A 20,309-nucleotide genomic window follows, 5' to 3' on the forward strand; every position below is an offset into this window, starting at 1 on the left:
GGGTTGGGTCAGGCGCCGTGGCGGCGACGGGCGACGGCAAGGCCGGCGAGGGCCAGGCCGACGAGGGCCGCGCTGGCGGGTTCCGGCAGAGCGCCGCGGGTGCCGACAGTCCCGACAGTCAGGTTGTCCAGGCTGGCGTAGAGCGATGTGCCGGGGCCGCTGATGACCAGACTGGTGATGAAGGCGTCCGAGATGAAGCCGCGGTAGCTGTCCGACTGCATCGTGGGCGTGAAGCTTTCGGTGGTGCCGTCGCTCAGCAAGAGGCTGATCGAGACCGACTGGAAGTCGTCAGAAAGATCGGTGGCGAAGAAGTTCGCGCCGATCGCCTTCACGTTGCCGCTGGTGAAGTTGATGGTCAGGGCATCGTCCTCCTGGCTGGCGCTCACGAACTCGCCCGAACCGTAGATGCCCTGGGGGGAAGAGAAGCTGTACGAGTAGACGCCGTTGCTGAAGTCCGGCGACGGGGCCTGGTCGAGGCCATCGAAGTTTTCTGTGTAGGCCCCCGGCATCAACTGCCCGAGAAAGGCTGCAGAAGTGCTGTAGATCGCTGGGGCTGCCGACGCGGTGGCCGACACGGCCGCTAATGCCAACGCAGAAAAGAGGTGGGAAATGGACTTCATTCGAGTTCCTGGATGAGGGTGGGTGCATGCCGATGGGCGCGGGCGATGGTTCCATGCCCCGCGAGACATGCGCACCCTTAAAAGTCGGCAAGCATCCCCCCTAAGCTCGTGAGGTCCGCCCTCTGTCAGGTCGCTGCTGCATCGCTGCAGCTCAGCCGCCCGGCTCAGCGATCGGCTGCGACAGGCGCCCCTTGATCCAGCACGAAGGTGGCGAGGTAGGCTGCCTTGTCGACCGGCTTGCCAGAGATCAGTGGCGGCTCAATGGCGGTCAGCGCCAGTTCGAAATCGCCGATGCGTGCTGCCCGCGGTCCGCCCATGGCGGAGTGGAGTTCCAGCTGCTCCTTGGCGCCGCCGGCGCGTCGCCACCAGACCCGCGCCACCGCACGGCCTGCCACGATGCATTGCTCCCCTTTGGCGCAACGGGAATCGGCCACGACACCGTCGAATCCCACCTGCACCGCCAGGCCCGTCAGCTGCGCGGTGCCGCCAACAGGCAACGTGAAGGGCTTGCCCGGCTCGATGTTCAAGGGCTGCCTGTTATCGACGGCAGCGCATGCGGTCCACATCAGCGAGGCGGCGATCATCAGGGCGGCTGGTCTCATGCGTCGTTCCCGCGATGGCGATGGGCAGTTTCAGTATGGCAGGCAGCCGGACGCAGTCGGATCAGCGTGAGCGTTGGGATCCGTCCTCAGCCTTTCACGAGCGGCTGCTGCAGCGACTCATGCGCGAACACCGCATCCAGCGGCAGCCGCCGCCCGGCCGCGTGGTCGCGCACGCACTGCAGCACCAGCGGGCTGCGGTGGCGGTCCGTACAGGCGGCCAACTCGGCCTCGCTCAGCCACAGCGTGCGCTTGATGCCCTCATCCAGCGCGCGGCCGGCAATCTCTTCGCCGACCGTCCCGCTGAAGGCCAGCCGCACATAGGTCACATCCTCTAATCGCGCCGGCCGCAGGAAGCGGGCGAGGTAGACGCCGAGAAAGGCCTCCGGCTGGAATGCCCGAGCCGTCTCCTCGAGCACCTCGCGCACGACCGCCTCCATGGGGCTTTCGCCCAGCTCCAGATGGCCTGCCGGGTTGTTCAGCATCAGGCCTTCGGGGGTTTCTTCCTCGACCAGCAGATAGCGCCCCTCGCGTTCAATCACCGCCGCGACCGTGACGCTGGGGCGGAACCTGTCTGTGGCAAGCATGCTTCTTCCTCTCGCAATCCCGCTCCGGGCGGACCCGGGCATTGTGTAAGCTGCCACGCAACCCCTGCCCCCGGAGGAGATCCATGCAGATTGGCATCCCGCGCGAACGCGCGGCCGGAGAGACCCGCGTGGCCGTCACACCTGAGACGGCCAAGAAGTTGAAGGCCCAAGGCCACACGTTGCGCGTCGAGAGCGGCGCCGGCGTCGCCGCCAGCGTCACCGATGCGGCCTATGAGGCGGTCGGCTGCGAGATCGTCGACCAGGCTGCGGCGCTGGCCAGCGAACTGGTGCTGAAGGTGCGTGCACCCGGTGCCGACGAGCTGGCGCTGATGAAGCCCGGCACGGCCTTGGTCGGCATGCTCAACCCCTTCGACCGCGAGGGCCTCACGGCGATGGCTGCGGCGGGCCTGACCAGCTTCGCCCTCGAAGCCGCGCCGCGCACGACGCGCGCCCAGAGCATGGACGTGCTGTCCAGCCAGGCCAACATCGCCGGCTACAAGGCCGTGATGATCGCGGCCGACAAGTACCAGCGCTTCTTCCCCATGCTGATGACTGCGGCCGGCACCGTGAAGGCGGCGCGCGTCGTCATCCTGGGCGTCGGCGTGGCGGGCCTGCAGGCGATTGCGACTGCCAAGCGCCTGGGCGCCGTCATCGAGGCCAGCGACGTGCGGCCCTCGGTGAAGGAGCAGGTCGAGTCCCTCGGCGGCAAGTTCATCGACGTGCCTTACGAAACCGCCGAGGAGAAGGAAGCGGCCGAGGGAGTGGGCGGCTATGCACGCCCCATGCCGCAGAGCTGGCTGGACCGGCAGAAAGCCGAGGTCGCCAAGCGCGTCGCGGCGGCGGACATCGTCATCACGACGGCGCTGATCCCGGGCCGCGCCGCGCCGGTGCTGGTCACGGAGGAAATGGTCAAGGCCATGAAGCCGGGTTCGGTGCTGGTCGACATCGCCGCTCCTGCGGGAGGCAACTGCCCGCTGACCGAAGCCGGCAAGACCGTCACCAAGCACGGCGTCGTCATCGTCGGCGAGACGAATTTGCCGGCGCTGGTCGCGGCCGATGCATCGGCGCTCTACGCCCGCAACGTGCTGGACTTCCTGAAGCTCGTCATCACCAAAGAGGGCACATTCAACGTGCCGCTGGATGACGACATCGTCGCGGCCTGCCGCGTGACCCAAGACGGTCAAGTGACCCGGAGCTGAAGATGGAAATCGTCGACCACACCATCATCAACCTGATCATCTTCGTGCTGGCCATCTACGTGGGCTACCACGTCGTCTGGACGGTGACGCCCGCGCTGCACACACCGCTGATGGCCGTCACCAACGCGATCTCGGCCATCGTCATCGTCGGCGCCATGATGGCCGCGGCGCTGACCGAGACGCCGTTTGCCAAGGGCATGGGCGTGCTGGCCGTCGCGCTGGCGGCGGTGAACATCTTTGGCGGCTTCCTCGTCACGAGGCGGATGTTGGAGATGTTCAAGAAGAAAGAGAAGAAGGCATCGGCGGCGGAGGTCAAGCCATGAGCATGAACCTCGTCACGCTGCTCTACCTCATCGCCAGCGTCTTCTTCATCCAGGCGCTGAAGGGCCTGTCGCATCCGACGACATCCATCCGCGGCAACCTCTTCGGCATGGTCGGCATGGCCATCGCGGCCTTCACGACAGCCGCGTTGATCGTGAAGCTCGCCGGTTCCGGCTTGGGCCTGGCATGGGTGCTACTGGGCCTGGTCGTTGGCGGTGGCTTTGGCGCCTGGAAGGCCAAGACGGTCGAGATGACCAAGATGCCCGAGCTGGTGGCCTTCTTCCACAGCATGATCGGTCTGGCGGCGGTGGCCATCGCGGCGGCGGCCGTTTACGAGCCATCGGCCTTTGGCATTGCGCCGGCACTGGACGCCGCGCTGGCCAGCATCGCGCCGGAGGACGGCTCGGCGCCGCGCCTGCTCGCCACCATCCCTGGTGGCAACCGCATCGAGCTGGCGCTTGGTGCATTCATCGGCGCGGTCACGTTCACCGGCTCCGTCATCGCCTGGGGCAAGCTGTCGGGCGGATCAAAGTTCCGCCTCTTCCAGGGGGCACCGGTGAGCTTCAAGGGCCAGCATGCGCTGAACGCGGCACTGGGCCTGGCGGCTGTGTTCTTCATCTTCGGCTTCTGGCACAGCCAGAGCGCGCTGGACTTCTGGCTCGTCGTGACCCTGGGCTTCGTGCTGGGCGTGACGCTCATCATCCCCATCGGTGGCGCCGATATGCCGGTCGTCGTCAGCATGCTGAACAGCTACTCCGGCTGGGCGGCGGCGGGCATCGGCTTCAGCCTGAACAACGCGATGCTGATCATTGCCGGCTCGCTGGTGGGCAGCTCGGGCGCGATCCTGAGCTACATCATGTGCAAGGCGATGAACCGCTCGTTCTTCAACGTCATCCTGGGTGGCTTTGGCGGCGAGGCCGGTACGGCCGCCGTGGGCGACGGCAAGGCCCGCCCGGTCAAGAGCGGCAGTGCCGACGACGCCGCCTTCGTGCTCGGCAACGCCGAGAGCGTCGTCATCGTGCCGGGCTACGGCCTGGCCGTGGCGCGCGCCCAGCACGCCGTGAAGGAACTGGCCGCCAAGCTCACCGAGAAGGGCATCACCGTCAAATACGCCATCCACCCGGTGGCCGGCCGCATGCCGGGCCACATGAACGTGCTGCTGGCCGAGGCCGARGTGCCGTAYGACCAGGTCTTCGAGATGGAAGACATCAACGGCGAGTTCGGCCAGGTCGACGTGGCCATCATCCTGGGCGCCAACGACGTCGTGAACCCGGCCGCGCATGTCAAGGGCAGCGCCATCTACGGCATGCCCATCCTGGAGGCCTACAAGGCCAAGACCATCATCGTCAACAAGCGCTCCATGGCCGCCGGCTACGCGGGCCTGGACAACGAGCTGTTCTACATGGACAAGACCATGATGGTGTTCGGCGATGCCAAGAAGGTGGTGGAGGACATGCTCAAGGCGGTGGAGTGAAATCAGGTGCTGTCCCCTAAAAGGCGCTATCGAATCCCCTGACCCGTCCGCTGTCAGCCTTCGGTCAGAATCGGCGCCAATCAAGAATGAAGGAGACAAGGCCATGGAGCCCATCTGGCTGAAGCAATACCCGGCCGAGGTGCCGCGTGACGTCAACGTCGCGCTCTATCCGAGCCTGGTCGACCTGCTCGACACCTCGTTCAAGAAGAACGCCGCCAAGCCGGCCTATCTGATGATGGGCAAGAGCCTCAGCTTCGCGCAGGTGGACGAAGCCTCGCGGGCGTTGGCCGCCTATCTGCAAAGCCTCGGCCTCGAGAAGGGCGACCGCGTCGCGCTGATGATGCCCAACATCTTCCAGTACCCGGTGGCCGTGGCCGCCGTGCTGCGGGCCGGCTACGTGGTCGTCAACGTGAACCCGCTGTACACGCCGCGTGAGCTGGAGCACCAGCTCAAGGACTCGGGCGCCAAGGCCATCGTCATCATCGAGAACTTCGCCTCGGTGCTGCAGCAGGTCATCAAGAGTGTTCCGACCAAGCACATCGTCCTGGCGGCCATGGGCGACATGCTGGGCCTGCTCAAGGGCAGCATCGTCAACTACGTCGTGCGCAAGGTGAAGAAGATGGTGCCGGCCTTCGAGCTGCCGGGCGCCGTGCGCTTCAACGACGCCCTCGCCAAGGGCCGCAGCCTCACCTACAAGGCGCCCAAGCTGGGGGCCGATGACATTGCCGTGCTGCAGTACACCGGTGGCACCACGGGCGTGTCCAAGGGCGCCGTGCTACTGCACCGCAACCTGGTCGCCAACATCCTGCAAAGCGAGGCTTGGTACCAGCCGGCCTTGAAGAAGCTGCCGCCCGGCGAGCAGGTCGTCACCATCTGCGCGCTGCCGATTTATCACATCTTCGGTTTCAACACGAACATGATGCTGTCCATGCACATGGGCGGCGCCAACGTGTTGATTCCGAACCCGCGCGATCTGCCGACCATGTTCAAGGAGCTGTCGCAGCACCGCTTCCACAGCTTTCCGGCCGTCAACACCCTCTTCATGGCCATGGCCAACCATGCCGACTTCGGCACGGTGGACTGGAGCAAGCTCGTCATCTCGGTGGGCGGCGGCATGGCCGTGCAGCAGGCCACGGCCAAGCTCTGGCTGGAGAAGACAGGCTGCCCCATCGTCGAGGGCTACGGCCTGTCCGAGACCTCGCCGTCGGCCACCTGCAACCCGACCGACAGCACCGCCTACAGCGGCACCATCGGCCTGCCCATGCCGCTGACCGAGCTCAAGCTGCTGGACGACGACGGCAACGAAGTGCCGCCAGGCCAGCCCGGCGAGATCGCCATCCGCGGCCCGCAGGTCATGGCCGGCTACTGGCAGCGGCCGGACGAGACGGCCAAGGTCATGACGGCGGACAACTTCTTCCGCACCGGCGACATCGGCACCGTCGACGAACGAGGTTATTTCAAGATCGTCGACCGCAAGAAGGACATGATCCTCGTCAGCGGTTTCAACGTGTATCCGAACGAGGTCGAAGACGTCCTCACGCAGATGCCCGGCGTGCTGGAGTGCGCCGCCGTCGGCGTGCCGGACGCCAAGGCCGGCGAGGCCGTGAAGGTCGTCATCGTGAAGAAAGACCCGAATATCACCGAGGCCGATGTACGGTCCTATTGCGAACTGAACCTGACCGGCTACAAACGTCCCAAGATCGTCGAGTTCCGCACCGACCTGCCCAAGACCCCCGTGGGCAAGATCCTGCGCCGCGAGCTGCGGGACAAGACCTGATCGCCGTTTCTTTGTGACGAGGCCTGCCGGCGGTGATCCCGTCGCGGGCGAGGCTCCCCAACGTGCTCGATTTGCTGCATTCCAAAACCGAGGCCGGGCGCGCTGAAATCCGCGCACGTGCCCTGCCTTTGTCGCGCGCCGCGCGCAACCTGCTGCTGGTGCTCGACGCGACCAAGCCCGCCGGCGAGTGGCTGCGCCTGGTCACCGGGGCGACCGAGGCCGATCTCGAAGCGCTGCGCCAGCAGGGCCTGATCGTGCCGCAGGCCGGTTGGGCGCCGCAGGGCGCGGCTCAGCCACCAGCGCCGGCCCAGCCACCCGTGGCAGCACCGGCGCCCAGCGTTGCAGCTCCGCCAACCGCGCCTGCGGCTGCTCCTGCAGCCGGTGGTTCGCCGCTGCTGGATCGCGCCGCGCTCTACACCTACATGAGCGGTCAGGCCACCAAGCTGCTCGGCCCCTTCAAGGGCTATGCCTTCGCGCTGGAGGTCGAGCGCTGCGACAGCCTGGGTGAATTGCAGGGCCTGGCGCTGCAACTCGTCGAGCGCGTGCAGAAGGCCAAGGGCGACGCCGCGGCCGCCGCTGTGCGCGACGCGCTGGGACTGCGCTAAGCCACTCGTTCAGCCCTGCCTGAAGCAGCGACCGCAGACCGAGCGGTAGCGCGCATTGCCGCCGATCTCCACCTGCGCGCCCTCGGTGACCTTGCGGTTGCCGGCGTCCACGCGCATGTTCATCGTCGCCTTGCGGCCGCAGTCGCAGATGGTCTTCATCTCGTCCATCTCGTCGGCCAGCGCCAGCAGCGCGGCCGAGCCGGGGAAGAGTTCGCCCTGGAAGTCCGTGCGCAGCCCGTAGCAGATGGCTGGCAGGTTGGTCAGATGCGCCATCTCGTGCAGTTGCTGCACCTGCTGCTTGGACAGGAACTGCGCCTCGTCGACGAGGATGCAGGCGATGCCCGGGCTGTCGGCCATCAGCGCCTGGAAGTCGGTGCCGGCGTCGAACTGCTCGGCCTCGCGCTTGGGGCCCAGGCGCGACGTGACGAAACCGTGGCCGTAGCGGTCGTCCAGGCGGGCCGTGAAGATGCGCACGCGGTGGCCACGCTCCTCGTAGTTGTGCGCCACCTGCAGCAGGGCGGTGGACTTGCCGGCATTCATTGCGGCATATCTGAAAAATAGCTTGGCCATGGGTCGTCGAAAGCAGGCTTGCATTGTCCTCGGCGGCCGACCCCATGCTTGCGGGTAGGGGAAGCCCGCGGTTTGCGGCCCAACCGCGGGCTTGCGAGGTGGCGTTGTCATGCGTGATGTGCATCAATGCATGCTTCGTTCTGAACCGTACGAAGATGAGCAAAGATTCCGTGACTTCGGTCCGTCAAGATGGCCTCCGTTATCAGTCGAAGGTGGGCGGTTCGCCCTTCCTCGGCAGTGGCCACACCCGCTCCTGCTTCAAATGCGGCAAGCACCGCGCCCCCGCCAGCCTGCAGTCCATCCGGCTGTTAGGGCGCAACGAGGTCGTCTGCAAGCCCAACTGCAAGACGCTCCCCTAGTTCACGATCTGTCGTTAGTCGGAAGGATGTGGCGGCCGAGGTCGCCCGCCTAAGCTGCGCCGGTCTCACCTGACCGGGAGCAGCAGATGCCGATTCCATTGATCGCGGCGGCGTTGTCGGCGATAGCGCCGCAGCTCGCCCAGAAGGGGCTGGACCTGCTCAGCGGCGTGTTCCGCGGCGCGGTCAACAAGGGCACGTCTGAGATCGCCAATCTCATCCAGGAAAAGACCGGCATCGACATCAATGATGTCGCCGACAACAAGCTCACCGAGACGCAGTGGGCCCAGCTCAAGCAGTTCGAGTTCGAGTACCAGGGCAAGCTGCTGGAATACCGCCAGAAGAGCGACGCCAACATGCTGGAGTACGAGCGCATCGCCGCGGCCGACCGCCTCAGCGCGCGCCACATGCAGGAAACGGCGATCGCCAGCAACGACCCCTGGGTGCGGCGCTTCATCTACATCTACGCCAGCGTGCTCACGCTGCTGACCTTCATCTTCATCTTCGTCGCGGCCTTCGGGCCCAAGTACGAGTCCAGCGACCCGCGCGCCCGTGTCATCGACACGGTGCTGGGCTTCCTGCTCGGCGTGACGCTGTCGGCCATCATGCAGTACTTCTTCGGCTCCAGCGCCGGCAGCAAGGCCAAGGACGAGAAGATCGGCCAGCTCGGTGACGCCATCCGCGCCCAGAGTTCAGCCATGCAGGCCGAGGCCGACCAGGACAACGACCACGGAGGCCGCAAATGAGCGACCTGGTGCGCGAGCAATCGGTCTTCCTGCTGCATGTCTGTGAGCTCGTCCGCAAGGCCGGCGAGCTGGGTTTCTCGGCCTCGGCCGGCGAGCTCTACCGCACGCCCGAGCAGCAGGCACTGCATGTGCGCAACGGCCGCAGCACGACGATGGCCAGCCAGCATCTGAAGCGCCTGGCCATCGACCTCAACTTCTTCCGCGACGGCGCCGACGGCCGGCCGATGCTGGTCTACGACGTCGAGACGCTGCGCCCGCTCGGCCAGTACTGGGAAGGCCTGGACAGCGCCAACCGCTGGGGCGGCAACTGGACGAGCTTCAAGGACACGCCGCACTTCGAGCGCCGCGAGGGCGCGTCCGCTGCGGTGAGCGCGCCAGTGGTGGCTGGTGGGGTTGTCACCGCGGCCGCCGGCACACGCGGCAAAGGCCTGACGACCGGGTCGGTGGGCGCCCAGTGCAGCAATGCGCGCGACGACGTCGAGAGCGTGCAGCAACTGCTCAACCTCTGCGGCACCGCGGGCCGCATCGTGCTGGCCGAGCCGTTGAAGGCGGACGGCGCCTTCGGCCAGAAGACCCTGGACGCCATCATGGCCTTCCAGCGCAGCGCCATGGGGCAGGGCGAGCCGGACGGCCGCATCGACGCCAATGGCGCCACGCTGGTCAAGCTGTGCGAATCGCTGCCCGATGCGCTGGCGCCGGCCTGGCTGAGCCTGCTCTATCTGCGCGCCAAGGACAGCGACGTGGCCGACTTCTCGCAGCGCCTGCTGCAAGTCATGGCCAACCGCCACATCGACACGCCGCTGCGCCAAGCGCACTTCCTGGCCCAGGTGGGCCACGAGTCGGGCGAGTTCCGCTTCCGCGCCGAGATTGCCAACGGCGAGGCCTACCAGGGCCGCGTCGACCTGGGCAACCTGCAGCCCGGCGACGGCCGCAAGTTCAAGGGCCGCGGCCTCATACAGCTGACCGGCCGTGCCAACTACGGCGAGTACGGCCGCGCCATCGGCCGCGAGGCCGAGCTGCTGGCCACGCCGGAGCTGGTCGAGACCGACCCCGAGCTGTGTGTGGACGTGGCCGGCTGGTTCTGGGCCAAGCGGAACCTGAACAACCTGGCCGACGTGGATGACCTGACGTCGCTGACCAAGCGCGTCAACGGCGGCCTCAACGGCATTGACGACCGCCGCCGGCTGCTGATGCGGGCCAAGGCGCTGCTGGGCGCCTGACACTTCGCCGGCCGTCGTTGACGGCGCGCAAACTAATGCATAGCATGATATGCATATCGGTTTGCAGGAGTCGCAGTGGTCGAGGACGTTGTCAGAGAGCTGGGCCATCTAAGCCTGGGCACGCGGCTCAAGCGCATCGGCGAGACGCTTCAGGCGCAGACGCAGGCGGTGCTGGCGGCCCATGGCTTCGAGCAGCCGGCGGCCTACTTTCCGCTGCTGGCTGCGCTGGATCGGCTGGGGCCGCTGAGTGTTGGTGAGCTGAGCCAAGCCATCGGCGTCAGCCAACCGGTCATCACGCGGTCACTGCGCGGGCTGGAGGACGACGGGCTTGTGGGTTCGGAAACCTCGGAAGAAGACCGCCGCGTGCGCTGCATCGCGCTCAGCCGCAAGGGCCGGGGCCTGGTGCAGCGTTCGCAGCGCGAGGCCTGGCCGGCCATCGAGGCGGCCGTGGCTGCGGCCTGCGCCGGGCTGAGCGGTGACTTGCTGGCCCAGCTGACGGCGCTGGAAGATGCGTTGATCGAAGCGCCGCTGCAGCAACGGGTGCCGGCATGAGCGCCGCGCCGGGCCGCCCCAAGCAAGCTCGCTCCCGCTTGGCGGGAGTGAGCCCGGACTTGGGATGCCCTGAGGGCATCTCAAGCCTGGCGAACGCCTGGCCGATCCGTCGGACAGGCAAGGCCGCAGGCCGAAGGGTGCACCAATGAGCGAACTCGACCGACCCGTCTGGGCGAGCTTGCGGTATCAGCCGCAATGGGGCATCGGCGATGAGCGCGCGCGTCGCTTCAAGGCGGACATCAATCGCTTTGCATCGACGCCCGATGAGAGTCCGGAAAACCTGGCTGCGCTGACCGAGCTCGTGCAGACGGGCGAGGACTTCGTCTATCTGCTGCAGGTGGCGAGCATCGTCGTGCCGCCGGGCCTGGAAGCCGTGAAGGAGGCACCGGGCGTGCAGATGCTGGCGACGCGCCAGCTCGCCGTTGATGATGAGTTGCAGTCGCTCGGCGATGAAGACGCAGTCGACATGTTGGCGCTGGCCACGCTGACCGAGCCGGGGCCTTTCCTGGTGCGCACGCACACGATGGGTCGCTTCATCGGCCTGCGCGTCGAGGGCCGACTGGTCGCGATGGCAGGCGAGCGCATGCGCTTCCCCGGCCATGTCGAGGTCAGCGGCGTCTGCACCCACCCGGGCTTTCGTGGCCAGGGTCTGGCGAGGCGGTTGTCAGCCGCCGTGACGGCCGAGATCCAGCGGCGTGGCGATCAGCCCTTTCTGCACGCCTGGACGACGAACACCGCCGCGATTGCGCTCTACGAAAGCCTGGGCTTCGTCCGGCGCGCGGCGGTGAACGTCGCGATGCTCAAGCGCCGTTAGCCCAGCCGCCTCCCAGCGCCCGGATCAGCCCGACCGTGGCCTGGTACTGCGCTGATCTCACCTGCAGCGCGGCGCGCTTGTTGGCGAGCTCGCTGCGGCGCGCGTCCAGCAGTTCGAGCTGGCTCACCAGGCCGTTGCGGTAGCGCGTGTCGGACAGCCTGAGGGCCTGGCTGGCGGCGCTGACGGCGCGTGAGTTGGCCTCGCCCTGGGCTTGCAGCAAGCTGAGCGCACCGAGCTGGTCTTCCACGTCCTTCAGCGCCAGCAGGAACTGCTCGCGGAAGGCGATTGCGGAGCCATCTAGCTGGGCCTTGGCCACGTTGACGCCGGCCTCGCGGCGGCCACCGTCGAAGATGGGCAGCGCCGCCAGCAGGCCGACGCCCCAGGTGCTGGCGCCGCTCCTCAGCAGGTTGGACAACTCGCTGGACACGCCACCGCCCTGCGCCGTCAGCGCCAGACTGGGCCACCAGGCGGCCTGGGCGGTGCCGACGCGAGCCTGCGCGGCCTGCAGCTGGCTTTGCGCGGCGGCGAGGTCGGGGCGGCGCTGCAGCAGCTCGCTCGGCAGGCCGGCGGGCACGGCCGGCAGCGCGGTGGACCAGGCGCTGGGCGCCAGGCGGAAGTTGGAGGCCGGCTCGCCCAGCAGCACGGCCAGCGCCGTTTCCAGCTCCAGGCGGCGGCGGTCCAGCGCGAAGGCCTCGGCCTCGTTGGCGGCCAGCTCGGCGCGCACACGGGCCACGTCGAGGTCGGCCACGTCGCCCGCCCGGGCGCGCTTCTCGGTCAGCGACAAGGTCTCGCCGTAGGCGGCGACGGTGCCTTTGACGATCTCGCGCTCGGCGTCCAGCGCGCGCAGCGCCAGATAGCCACGGGCGACATTCGCTTGAACCAGCAGGCGCGCATCGGCCAGCAGTTGCTCGCGCGCTTGCACGTCCAGCGCGCTGGCGTTGCGCTCGTGCAGCAGGCGGCCGCCCAGGTCCAGCTCATAGGCCAGGTTCAGGCCGGCGCTGAACTGCGTCGCGCCTCGCGCGCCGGGGTCGGCGGCGCGGCCGGCACCGGCCGATGCACCGAGCTGCGGCAGCCGTGAAGCCTCGGCGCCGCCCAGCACCGCGCGGGCCTGCGCCAGCCGGTTGGCTGCGGCCTGCACGCTGGTGTTGGCTGCCATCGCGCGGCCGACGAGGTCGTCCAGCACCGGGTCGGCAAACGGCTGCCACCAACCGGCGGTCAGTGCAGGTGCGTCGTTCGCAGCGGCGGCCTTGTAGGCGGCGGGCGCCTGCGGCAGCTGGGCCGGGTCGACGCTGCCGACCGAGGCGCAGCCCGCCAGCAGCAGCGCTGCAAAAAGTGGGGTCAGGTTCAATTTCATGATGATCACTTTCCTCGTTGCGGCAGGGCGTCGACCACGGGAGCGACGTGCTGCGTGGGAACTTCGGGAGCGGCCGGTGCGGCCACCTGGCCACCGTGGTGGCGCAGCGGCGAGTTGCCGGTCAGGCGGCGCAGGGTGACGTAGAACAGCGGCGTCAGGAACAGGCCGAACAGCGTCACGCCGATCATTCCGGCGAACACCGCGATGCCCATGGCCTGGCGCATCTCGGCGCCGGCGCCGGTGCTCAGCACCAGTGGCAGCACGCCCATGACGAAGGCCATCGACGTCATCAGGATGGGCCGCAACCTGAGGCGCGCGGCCTCCAGTGCCGCCTGCACCGGCGTGCGGCCGGCGAACTCCAGCTCGCGGGCGAACTCGACGATCAGGATGGCGTTCTTCGCGCTCAGGCCGACGAGCACGATGAGCCCGATCTGCGTGAACACGTTGTTGTCGCCATGGCTCAGGTACACGCCCGTCATCGCCGCCAGCAGGCCCATGGGCACGATCAGCAGGATGGCGATGGGCAGCGTCAGGCTTTCGTACTGCGCCGCGAGCACGAGGAAGACCAGCAGGATGGCCAGCGGGAAGACCCAGGCGCCCGAGTTGCCGGCGATCTTTTCCTGGTAGGTCAGGTCGGTCCACTCGAAGCCGACGCCTGGGGGCAGCGTCTCGGCGGCGATGCGCTCGACTGCTGCCTGTGCCTGGCCCGACGAGAAGCCGGGTGCGGCGCCGCCATTGATGTCGGCAGCCAGGAAGCCGTTGTAGCGCATGGCGCGCTCGGGGCCGAAGCTGGGCTTGACCTTCATCACCGCGGACAGCGGCACCATCTCGCCGGACGACGAACGCACCTTCAGCGAGCCGATGTCCTCGGCGCGCGCGCGGTAGGGCGCATCGGCCTGCACGCGGACGGAGTAGGTGCGGCCGAACTGGTTGAAATCGTTCACGTACAGGCTGCCGAGGTAGATCTGCATCGTGTCGAACACGTCCGTCACGGCCACGCCGAGCTGGCGGGCGCGGGTGCGGTCGAGGTCGGCAAACAGCTGCGGCACATTGACCTGGTAGCTGGAGAACAACCCGGCCAGCTCCGGCGTCTTGCCGGCCTTGGCCATGAAGGCTTTGACCGCTGCGTCCATCGCCTCGTAGCCCACGCCGCCGCGGTCCTGAAGCTGCAGCTTGAAGCCGCCGGTGGTGCCCAGGCCTTGCACGGGCGGCGGCGGGAACATGACGATGAAGGCGTCCTCGATGGCACCGTACTGCGCGTTCAGCGAGCCGGCAATCGCGCCGGCCGACAGCGCCTTGCCCTTGCGCTCGTCAAAGGGCTTGAGCGTCGCGAAGACGATGCCCGAGCTGGAGCTGTTGGTGAAGCCGTTGATGGACAGGCCGGGGAAGGCCACCGCGTGTTCGACGCCGGGCGTCTTCAGCGTGATGTCGGTCATGCGGCGGATGACGTCCTCGGTGCGGTCCAGCGTGGCGCCGTCAGGCAGCTGGGCGAAGCCGATCAGGTACTGCTTGTCCTGCCCCGGCACGAAACCGCCGGGCACGGCCTTGAAGAGACCGGCCGTGGCCGCCACCAGCGCGAGGTAGATGACCATCATCAGCGCCTTGCGCGACATCAGCGTCTTCACGCCGCTGCCGTACTTCGCGGAGCCGGTGGCGAACAGACGGTTGAAGCCGGCGAAGAAGCGGCCGAAGAGCTTGTCCATGCCGCGCGTCAGCGCGTCCTTGGGCGCGTCGTGGCCCTTCAGCAGCAGAGCGGCCAGGGCGGGTGACAGCGTCAGCGAGTTGATCGCTGAGATCACCGTCGAGATGGCGATGGTCAGCGCGAACTGCTTGTAGAACTGGCCCGTCAGGCCGGTGATGAAGGCCAGCGGCACGAACACCGAGATCAGCGTCAGTGCGATGGCGATGATGGGGCCGGAGACCTCACGCATCGCGCGGTAGGTGGCGTCGCGTGGCGACAGGCCCGAGGCAATGTTGCGCTCCACGTTCTCCACCACGACGATGGCGTCGTCCACGACGATGCCGATGGCCAGCACCAGGCCGAACAGGCTCAGCGCGTTGATCGAGAAGCCGAAGCCGTGCATGACGGCAAACGTGCCGACGATGGACACCGGCACGGCCAGCAGCGGGATGATGGACGCGCGCCAGGTCTGCAGGAACAGGATGACGACGAGCACCACCAGCGCGACGGCTTCGAGCAGCGTGTGGATGACGGACTCGATGGAGGCGCGCACGAACTGCGTCGGGTCGTAGACGATGGTGTAGTCCACGCCCTCGGGCATCGCGGCCTTCAGCTCGGCCATCGTGGCGCGCACGTTCTTCGAGATGTCCAGCGCGTTGCCGCCCGGCGCCTGGAAGACCGGCACCGCGACGGCGGGCTTGTTGTCGAGCAGCGAGCGCAGCGCGTATTCGCTGGCGCCCAGCTCAAGGCGGCCCAGGTCACGCAGCCGCGTCACGGCACCGTTGGCGCCGCTCTTGACGATGATGTCGCCGAACTCCTCGACCGACTGCAGCCGGCCCTGCGCATTGACCGACAGCTGCAGGTCTATGCCCTGCAGGCCGGGCGACGCGCCCACCACGCCGGCTGCCGCCTGCACGTTCTGGCTGCGGATGGCAGCCACCACATCGCTGGCCGACAGGCCGTGCTCGGCCACCTTCTGCGGGTCCAGCCAGATGCGCATGGAGTAGTCGCCCGAGCCGAACAACTGCACCTGCCCGACGCCCTGGATGCGCGCGAGGCGGTCCTTGACGTTGAGCAGCGCGTAGTTGCGCAGATAGGTCATGTCGTAGCGGTCGTTGGGCGAGGTCAGGTGCACGACCATGGTCAGGTCGGGGCTGCTCTTGACCGTCGTCACGCCCAGGCGCTTGACCTCCTCGGGCAGCCGCGCCTCCGCCTGCGAGACGCGGTTCTGTACCAGCTGCTGGGCCTTGTCCGGATCGGTGCCGAGCTTGAAGCTGACGGTCAGCGTCATCAGGCCGTCAGTGGTCGCCTGGCTGCTCATGTAGAGCATGTCCTCGGTGCCGTTGATGGCTTCTTCCAGCGGCGTGGCCACCGTCTCGGCAATGACCTTGGGGTTGGCGCCGGGGTACTGGGCGCGCACGACGACCGAGGGCGGCACGACGTCGGGGTATTCCGAGATCGGCAGCGCGCGTATCGACAGCAGGCCGCCGATGAAGATCAGCAGCGACAGCACGCCCGCAAAGATGGGGCGGTCGATGAAGAATTTGGAGAGATTCATGTTGTTCTTTCTTCCGAAGGCAAAGCCGCCCCCCTCGGGCCGCCATCACCGAAGTGACGAGCGGCCCGCTGACAGGGCTCGTGGAGGGGGGGGCTGCTTAGGTCAGGATGCGATCAGGACGTTTTGGCGGCGGCTTGTTGCGCGGCCAGCTCGGGCTTGGCGTCCATCGCCACGTCCTTGGGCGCGAGCACCGAGCCCGGTCTGACCCGCTGCACGCCGCCGACGACGACACGCTCGCCGGCCTTCAGCCCGCTGGTCACGACGCGCAGGCCGTTCACGTTGGCGCCCAGCGTCACCGGCCGCCATTCGGCCTGGTTGCCGGTGCCGACGACGATGACATAACGCTTGTCCTGGTCGGTGCCGACGGCGCGCTCGTTAACGAGCAGCGCCGCCTCGTTCTTGGCCTGGCCCAAGCGCAGCTTGGCGAACTGGCCCGGCATCAGGCCGCCGTCCTTGTTGTCGAACACGGCGCGCACGCGCAGCGTGCCGCTCCTGGCGTCGACCTGGTTGTCGATGAGCTGCAAGCGACCGGTGGTGGACGTGTCGCTCCCCGCCAGCATCTCGACCGGAATACGCTCGATGCCGCGCCGCTCGGCAGCACCGTTAGGCAATGACGCCAGCGCTTCACGCACGACCTTCTCGTCCGCATCGAAGCTGGCGTAGATCGGGCTCACCGACACCAGCGTCGTCAGCACCGGCGCGCCGGCACCGGCGGCGACGAGGTTGCCCTGCGTCACCTCGATCTTGCCCACGCGGCCGGCCACCGGGGCGCGCACCTGCGTGTAGCCCAGGCTCAACTGGGCCGACTGCAGCGCGGCCTGGGCAGCGCGCAGATTGGCGGCGGCCTCGCGGGCAGCGTTGTCCTTCTCGTCGAACTCGCGGCGGGCCACGGCGCGGTCTTCCCACAGCGACTTGGAGCGCTGGGCCTCGCTCTGCGAATAGGTCACGCGCGCCTGGGCCGCAGCCACCTGCGCTTCAAAGCGGGCCACCTCGGCCTGGTAGGGCGCGGGGTCGATGGTGACGAGCAGGTCGCCCGCCTTCACCAGGCTGCCCTCGCGGAAGTGCAGCTGCTGCACGGCGCCCGATACGCGGGCTCGCACGTCCACACGCTCGACGGCTTCGAGCCGGCCGGAGAACTCGTTCCAGGCGGCCACGTCCTGGCTGACGACTTGCGCGACCGAAACCGGTGTGGCTGGCGGCGCGGCGGGGCCGGAGTTGGCCAGGGCCGGCTGGCTGAACTGGCCGAAGCCGATGGCGCCGACGGCCACGAGGGCGACGGCACCGGCGATGAGCCCGACGCGGCGGTTGATGCGGGGGGTGGTGGACTGCATTTCGTTCTCTCCCAGGGGTTTCAAGCAGAAGGCGATGCGAGAGCCTGGCGCGTGGCCTGGCTCAGGAACTCGTGGATGGGCGCCAGCACATAGCCCGGCGCAATGGCCGGCAGCGTCAGCTCCCGGGCGGCGCCACCGTGCTCGCGCAGTGCGGCGGCGTAGCGGCGCGACTCATCGTTCAGCGGGTGGCCAGCGACGCTAAGGATCAACGCCGGCGCCAGACCCGACAGGCGGCTGGCGTTCAGCGGCGCGGCGTAGGGGTGGTCGGCGCGCGTGCAGTCGCCGAGATACGCCTGCCAGCCCTTGGCGTAGATGCACTCGCGGCCGCCGCATTCGCCGTCACGCATGGAGGCGCTGCCCAGCACTGGGTCCAGCATCGGCGAGATCAGCAGCTGGCCGGCCAGGTGCGGGGCGCGCTGGTCGCGGGCCATCAGCGCCAGGGCAGCGGCGATGTTGCCGCCGGCTTCTTCGCCAGCCACGAACAGCGCGGTCTGCGCGCTGCCGGTCAGCTTCGGCGCCTTGGCGGCCATGGCTTGCAGCGCCTCGAAAGCCGCAGCCAGGCCGGCGGGGAAGGGGTGCGCGGGGGCGAGCGGGTAGTCCAGCGCGACGACGTCGGCGCCGGCCTCTGCCAGCAGCCGGCTGCGCGCGGCGGCGGCCTCGGCGGCACATTCGGTGAACGCGCCGCCGTGCAGGAACAGCACCAACGCGCGCCCGCCGTCGTCCAGCGGGCGTTGCGCCGCGTAGACCTGGGCCGTCAGGCCGGGGGCGGGGCCCAGGCGCAGCGGGGAAGGGATGACGATCTTGTCCATGACCCGAAAGATAGAGATTGATGTCCCATAGATAAACGACCTTCAAAGGGACTCACTTTTCCCCTGCATGGAACAATCTTGCTTTCCGCATCCCTTTGGCAAGCCGATGGACCGACTCACTGCGATGCAAGCCTATGTCCGGGTCGTCGAGGCCGGCACCTTCACCAAGGCTGCCGACTCGCTGGACCTGCCCAAGGCCACGGTCACGCGCCTGATCCAGACGCTGGAATCGCACCTGCGCACCAAGCTGCTGAACCGCACGACGCGGCGCGTCACGGTCACGCCCGATGGCGCCGCCTACTACGAGCGCGCCATGCGCCTGCTGGGCGACCTGGAGGAGCTGGAAGGCAGCATGAGCCAGGCGCGCGTGACGCCGCGTGGCCGCATCCGCATCGACGTGCCGGGCGTGGTGGGGCGCGAGATGATCATTCCCCACCTGCCGGATTTCTACGCCAAGTACCCGGACATCCAGATCGAGCTGGGCGTCAGCGACCGCACGGTGGACCTGATCAGCGACAACATTGACTGCGTCATCCGTGGCGGCGAGCTGACCGACCAGAGCCTGGTGGCGCGGCGCATTTCGGAGTTCCGCTTCATCACCTGCGCGACGCCCGAATATCTGCGCCGCCACGGCATGCCCGCGCACCCGCGCGAGCTGGGCGAGACGCCGCACCGCATGGTGGGCTACTTCTCGGCGCGCAGCGGCAAGGTCATGTCAGACACCTTTCGCCGTGGTGAAGAGAGCGTGGAGGTGGTGGGCAACCATGTCCTCGCGGTCAATGACGCCAATGCCTATCTGAACGCCGGCCTCGCCCACCTGGGCGTGGTGCAGGTGACCTGCTTCATGGCCGCGCCGCTGATCAAGAGCGGCGAGCTGGTGCGGATCCTGGAGGACTGGGACGCCGAGCCGGTGCCGGTCTACGTGGTCTACCCGCCCAACCGCCACCTCAGCAGCAAGCTGCGGGTGTTCGTCGACTGGGTCGTCGAGCTGCTCGGTCGCGAGGCGCTGGGCGGGATGAATCTGCGCTGTACGAACTGATCGCCAGCTGGCGCGGGCTCAGGCCTGCTCGGGCTCGGCAGCGGCCACCAGGGCCGGGGCGAAATCGTCCGTCGCCGGCGCTGGTGCGCTGATGGCCAGCAACATGCCGGCCGCCAACGCCACGACAGCCGTCGCGGCGGTGATGAGCGTGAAGAGGGATCGGGTGTTGTTGTTCATGGTGACTCTCCTGGGCCGGCCACCCTCGTCAGGGATGAGGTGTGCCGACAGGTTGTCACTTTAGGAATTGCGAGCCGCGAGAAAAAGCGGCTGCGCAAGAACGGCGAGTTGCTGGGAGCGGAACAATCCCGGCTCTCAGAAGAGGGTGTTGTTGCCCACGTTGCCGCCCATGCTTTGCGGCATGAACTGGCTGGTCGGGTTGCTGTTGCCCTGGAGCACAGTGGCCCGCATTGCGTCGAACGGCGGCGGCGCATTGCCCATGACGTGGCTGTAGCCGTAGCCGCGGTTGTGCGACAGCACGTTCTCGAAGAGGTTGTTGTAGCCCTGGCTGAACAGGCCCGAGCCGAAGTTCTGTGACAGCGAGCTGTTCTCTATGGTCATGCCATAGCCAAAGACGCCATGGCTGCCGTTGCGCACGGCCATCACCCGGCGCAGCACGGCGGGCATGGTGTCGGTCTTGAGATTGGCGGGCAGGCTGTGGCGGTAGATGCCGGCCTGGAAGTTCTCGGAGACGTTCAGGTCTTCAAGCGTGGTCTGGAAGTTGGCGAAGAACACGCCGGCGTAGTCGAAGCCGCGCACCGTGCCATTGCGCACCGTCACGTTGCCGGCGTTGATCCAGATGCCGCTGGCCAGGCCCGCTGCCGGGCAGTAGGTGCCGCAGAAGCCGGGCCCCTTCACCTCGAAACCGTTCAGGTCCAGCACGACGTTCGATGCTGTGATCTTGATGCCATGCGTCTGCGCCGGCACGGCCAGGGAGGCGCTGAGCTTGTAGTGGCCGGGCTGGTCGATGACGATGGGGAAGGCGCGCGGCGAGATCATCGTCTGCGCCTGGGCGGCCGTGGCGGTCAGGGTCAGGGCGGCCAGCAGCAGGTGGGTGCGGTTCATCGGGGTGTCTCCGTGTTGAAGCCACCAGTGTCAAA

The 20,309-nt window shown here is 67.7% G+C and carries 20 protein-coding genes; 10 read left to right on the forward strand and 10 right to left on the reverse strand.

Annotated features, from left to right (window positions below):
- Nucleotides 1-8: 8 nt before the first annotated feature.
- The 3 genes from ACXRVZ_RS06560 to ACXRVZ_RS06570 all read right to left on the reverse strand — a co-directional run bounded on the left by ACXRVZ_RS06560 (nucleotide 9) and on the right by ACXRVZ_RS06570 (nucleotide 1,806).
- Entirely contained in the window at nucleotides 9-620 is a 612-nt protein-coding gene (locus ACXRVZ_RS06560; protein ID WP_457420213.1) for a PEP-CTERM sorting domain-containing protein, read from the reverse strand.
- Between the two features lie 164 nt (nucleotides 621-784).
- Nucleotides 785-1,222 carry a hypothetical protein gene (locus tag ACXRVZ_RS06565; protein ID WP_457420215.1) on the reverse strand — a complete coding sequence of 146 codons (438 nt, stop codon included), beginning with the start codon at nucleotides 1,220-1,222 and terminating at the stop codon, nucleotides 785-787.
- Nucleotides 1,223-1,308: 86 nt separating this feature from the next.
- Entirely contained in the window at nucleotides 1,309-1,806 is a 498-nt protein-coding gene (locus ACXRVZ_RS06570; RefSeq protein ID WP_457420217.1) for an NUDIX hydrolase, read from the reverse strand.
- 83 nt (nucleotides 1,807-1,889) lie between these two features.
- Between ACXRVZ_RS06570 and ACXRVZ_RS06575 the strand changes: the two genes are divergently transcribed.
- The 5 genes from ACXRVZ_RS06575 (at nucleotide 1,890) to ACXRVZ_RS06595 (ending at nucleotide 7,182) form a co-directional block, all read left to right on the forward strand.
- Nucleotides 1,890-3,005, forward strand: a complete 1,116-nt coding sequence (locus ACXRVZ_RS06575; protein ID WP_457420219.1) for a Re/Si-specific NAD(P)(+) transhydrogenase subunit alpha — start codon at nucleotides 1,890-1,892, stop codon at nucleotides 3,003-3,005.
- A gap of 2 nt (nucleotides 3,006-3,007) precedes the next feature.
- Nucleotides 3,008-3,328 (forward strand): NAD(P) transhydrogenase subunit alpha, encoded by a 321-nt coding sequence (locus ACXRVZ_RS06580; protein ID WP_457420221.1) that lies wholly within the window; start codon nucleotides 3,008-3,010, stop codon nucleotides 3,326-3,328.
- On the forward strand, nucleotides 3,325-4,800 hold the full coding sequence (locus ACXRVZ_RS06585; protein WP_457420223.1) for an NAD(P)(+) transhydrogenase (Re/Si-specific) subunit beta: 1,476 nt from the start codon (nucleotides 3,325-3,327) through the stop codon (nucleotides 4,798-4,800). The genes ACXRVZ_RS06580 and ACXRVZ_RS06585 overlap by 4 nt, the downstream gene beginning before the upstream one ends.
- A gap of 103 nt (nucleotides 4,801-4,903) precedes the next feature.
- Entirely contained in the window at nucleotides 4,904-6,577 is a 1,674-nt protein-coding gene (locus ACXRVZ_RS06590; RefSeq protein WP_457420225.1) for a long-chain-fatty-acid--CoA ligase, read from the forward strand.
- Between the two features lie 71 nt (nucleotides 6,578-6,648).
- Entirely contained in the window at nucleotides 6,649-7,182 is a 534-nt protein-coding gene (locus ACXRVZ_RS06595) for a hypothetical protein (protein ID WP_458232268.1), read from the forward strand.
- A 9-nt stretch (nucleotides 7,183-7,191) separates the two neighbouring features.
- On the opposite strand, the gene ACXRVZ_RS06600 is transcribed toward ACXRVZ_RS06595, so the two are convergent.
- The gene (locus ACXRVZ_RS06600; RefSeq protein WP_457420229.1) at nucleotides 7,192-7,752 is read right to left on the reverse strand and encodes a thymidine kinase; all 561 of its coding nucleotides are present in this window, start codon (nucleotides 7,750-7,752) and stop codon (nucleotides 7,192-7,194) included.
- 445 nt (nucleotides 7,753-8,197) lie between these two features.
- Between ACXRVZ_RS06600 and ACXRVZ_RS06605 the strand changes: the two genes are divergently transcribed.
- From ACXRVZ_RS06605 to ACXRVZ_RS06620, 4 genes are all read left to right on the forward strand, one after another.
- Nucleotides 8,198-8,854, forward strand: a complete 657-nt coding sequence (locus ACXRVZ_RS06605; RefSeq protein ID WP_457420231.1) for a hypothetical protein — start codon at nucleotides 8,198-8,200, stop codon at nucleotides 8,852-8,854.
- Entirely contained in the window at nucleotides 8,851-10,074 is a 1,224-nt protein-coding gene (locus tag ACXRVZ_RS06610; protein ID WP_457420233.1) for a glycoside hydrolase family 19 protein, read from the forward strand. The genes ACXRVZ_RS06605 and ACXRVZ_RS06610 overlap by 4 nt, the downstream gene beginning before the upstream one ends.
- A 75-nt stretch (nucleotides 10,075-10,149) precedes the next feature.
- Entirely contained in the window at nucleotides 10,150-10,626 is a 477-nt protein-coding gene (locus ACXRVZ_RS06615) for a MarR family winged helix-turn-helix transcriptional regulator (RefSeq protein ID WP_457420235.1), read from the forward strand.
- A gap of 145 nt (nucleotides 10,627-10,771) precedes the next feature.
- Nucleotides 10,772-11,440, forward strand: coding sequence for a GNAT family N-acetyltransferase (locus ACXRVZ_RS06620; RefSeq protein WP_457420237.1), 669 nt, complete (start codon nucleotides 10,772-10,774; stop codon nucleotides 11,438-11,440).
- Here ACXRVZ_RS06620 and ACXRVZ_RS06625 read toward each other — a convergent pair.
- The 4 genes from ACXRVZ_RS06625 to ACXRVZ_RS06640 form a co-directional block, all read right to left on the reverse strand.
- Complete coding sequence (locus ACXRVZ_RS06625; RefSeq protein ID WP_457420239.1) at nucleotides 11,427-12,794, reverse strand: efflux transporter outer membrane subunit; 1,368 nt, start codon at nucleotides 12,792-12,794, stop codon at nucleotides 11,427-11,429. The two genes, ACXRVZ_RS06620 and ACXRVZ_RS06625, sit on opposite strands and share 14 nt — an antisense overlap.
- Before the next feature lie 5 nt (nucleotides 12,795-12,799).
- Nucleotides 12,800-16,033 (reverse strand): efflux RND transporter permease subunit, encoded by a 3,234-nt coding sequence (locus ACXRVZ_RS06630; protein ID WP_457420241.1) that lies wholly within the window; start codon nucleotides 16,031-16,033, stop codon nucleotides 12,800-12,802.
- A gap of 113 nt (nucleotides 16,034-16,146) precedes the next feature.
- Nucleotides 16,147-17,364: an efflux RND transporter periplasmic adaptor subunit gene (locus tag ACXRVZ_RS06635; RefSeq protein ID WP_457420243.1), complete on the reverse strand. Its 1,218-nt coding sequence runs from the start codon at nucleotides 17,362-17,364 to the stop codon at nucleotides 16,147-16,149.
- Between the two features lie 20 nt (nucleotides 17,365-17,384).
- Nucleotides 17,385-18,173, reverse strand: a complete 789-nt coding sequence (locus ACXRVZ_RS06640) for an alpha/beta hydrolase fold domain-containing protein (protein WP_457420245.1) — start codon at nucleotides 18,171-18,173, stop codon at nucleotides 17,385-17,387.
- A 106-nt stretch (nucleotides 18,174-18,279) separates the two neighbouring features.
- Between ACXRVZ_RS06640 and ACXRVZ_RS06645 the strand changes: the two genes are divergently transcribed.
- Nucleotides 18,280-19,212, forward strand: coding sequence for a LysR family transcriptional regulator (locus ACXRVZ_RS06645; RefSeq protein ID WP_457420247.1), 933 nt, complete (start codon nucleotides 18,280-18,282; stop codon nucleotides 19,210-19,212).
- Between the two features lie 18 nt (nucleotides 19,213-19,230).
- Here the strand turns inward: ACXRVZ_RS06645 and ACXRVZ_RS06650 are convergent, their stop codons facing one another.
- Together ACXRVZ_RS06650 and ACXRVZ_RS06655 are read right to left on the reverse strand one after the other, a co-directional pair.
- A complete protein-coding gene (locus ACXRVZ_RS06650; protein WP_457420249.1) occupies nucleotides 19,231-19,389 on the reverse strand; it encodes a hypothetical protein in 159 nt (52 codons plus the stop codon).
- 135 nt (nucleotides 19,390-19,524) lie between these two features.
- Complete coding sequence (locus ACXRVZ_RS06655; RefSeq protein ID WP_457420251.1) at nucleotides 19,525-20,274, reverse strand: hypothetical protein; 750 nt, start codon at nucleotides 20,272-20,274, stop codon at nucleotides 19,525-19,527.
- Nucleotides 20,275-20,309 lie beyond the last annotated feature (35 nt).

The organism is Roseateles sp. P5_E8 (assembly GCF_054177665.1).

Bases quoted from the DNA above. Each gene is read 5' to 3' on its own strand.
- ACXRVZ_RS06560 (WP_457420213.1), bottom strand. From the start codon at position 620: ATGAAGTCCATTTCCCACCTCTTTTCTGCGTTGGCATTAGCGGCCGTG.
- ACXRVZ_RS06565 (WP_457420215.1), bottom strand. From the start codon at position 1,222: ATGAGACCAGCCGCCCTGATGATCGCCGCCTCGCTGATGTGGACCGCA.
- ACXRVZ_RS06570 (WP_457420217.1), bottom strand. From the start codon at position 1,806: ATGCTTGCCACAGACAGGTTCCGCCCCAGCGTCACGGTCGCGGCGGTG.
- ACXRVZ_RS06575 (WP_457420219.1), top strand. From the start codon at position 1,890: ATGCAGATTGGCATCCCGCGCGAACGCGCGGCCGGAGAGACCCGCGTG.
- ACXRVZ_RS06580 (WP_457420221.1), top strand. From the start codon at position 3,008: ATGGAAATCGTCGACCACACCATCATCAACCTGATCATCTTCGTGCTG.
- ACXRVZ_RS06590 (WP_457420225.1), top strand. From the start codon at position 4,904: ATGGAGCCCATCTGGCTGAAGCAATACCCGGCCGAGGTGCCGCGTGAC.
- ACXRVZ_RS06600 (WP_457420229.1), bottom strand. From the start codon at position 7,752: ATGGCCAAGCTATTTTTCAGATATGCCGCAATGAATGCCGGCAAGTCC.
- ACXRVZ_RS06605 (WP_457420231.1), top strand. From the start codon at position 8,198: ATGCCGATTCCATTGATCGCGGCGGCGTTGTCGGCGATAGCGCCGCAG.
- ACXRVZ_RS06610 (WP_457420233.1), top strand. From the start codon at position 8,851: ATGAGCGACCTGGTGCGCGAGCAATCGGTCTTCCTGCTGCATGTCTGT.
- ACXRVZ_RS06620 (WP_457420237.1), top strand. From the start codon at position 10,772: ATGAGCGAACTCGACCGACCCGTCTGGGCGAGCTTGCGGTATCAGCCG.
- ACXRVZ_RS06625 (WP_457420239.1), bottom strand. From the start codon at position 12,794: ATGAAATTGAACCTGACCCCACTTTTTGCAGCGCTGCTGCTGGCGGGC.
- ACXRVZ_RS06630 (WP_457420241.1), bottom strand. From the start codon at position 16,033: ATGAATCTCTCCAAATTCTTCATCGACCGCCCCATCTTTGCGGGCGTG.
- ACXRVZ_RS06635 (WP_457420243.1), bottom strand. From the start codon at position 17,364: ATGCAGTCCACCACCCCCCGCATCAACCGCCGCGTCGGGCTCATCGCC.
- ACXRVZ_RS06640 (WP_457420245.1), bottom strand. From the start codon at position 18,173: ATGGACAAGATCGTCATCCCTTCCCCGCTGCGCCTGGGCCCCGCCCCC.
- ACXRVZ_RS06645 (WP_457420247.1), top strand. From the start codon at position 18,280: ATGGACCGACTCACTGCGATGCAAGCCTATGTCCGGGTCGTCGAGGCC.
- ACXRVZ_RS06650 (WP_457420249.1), bottom strand. From the start codon at position 19,389: ATGAACAACAACACCCGATCCCTCTTCACGCTCATCACCGCCGCGACG.
- ACXRVZ_RS06655 (WP_457420251.1), bottom strand. From the start codon at position 20,274: ATGAACCGCACCCACCTGCTGCTGGCCGCCCTGACCCTGACCGCCACG.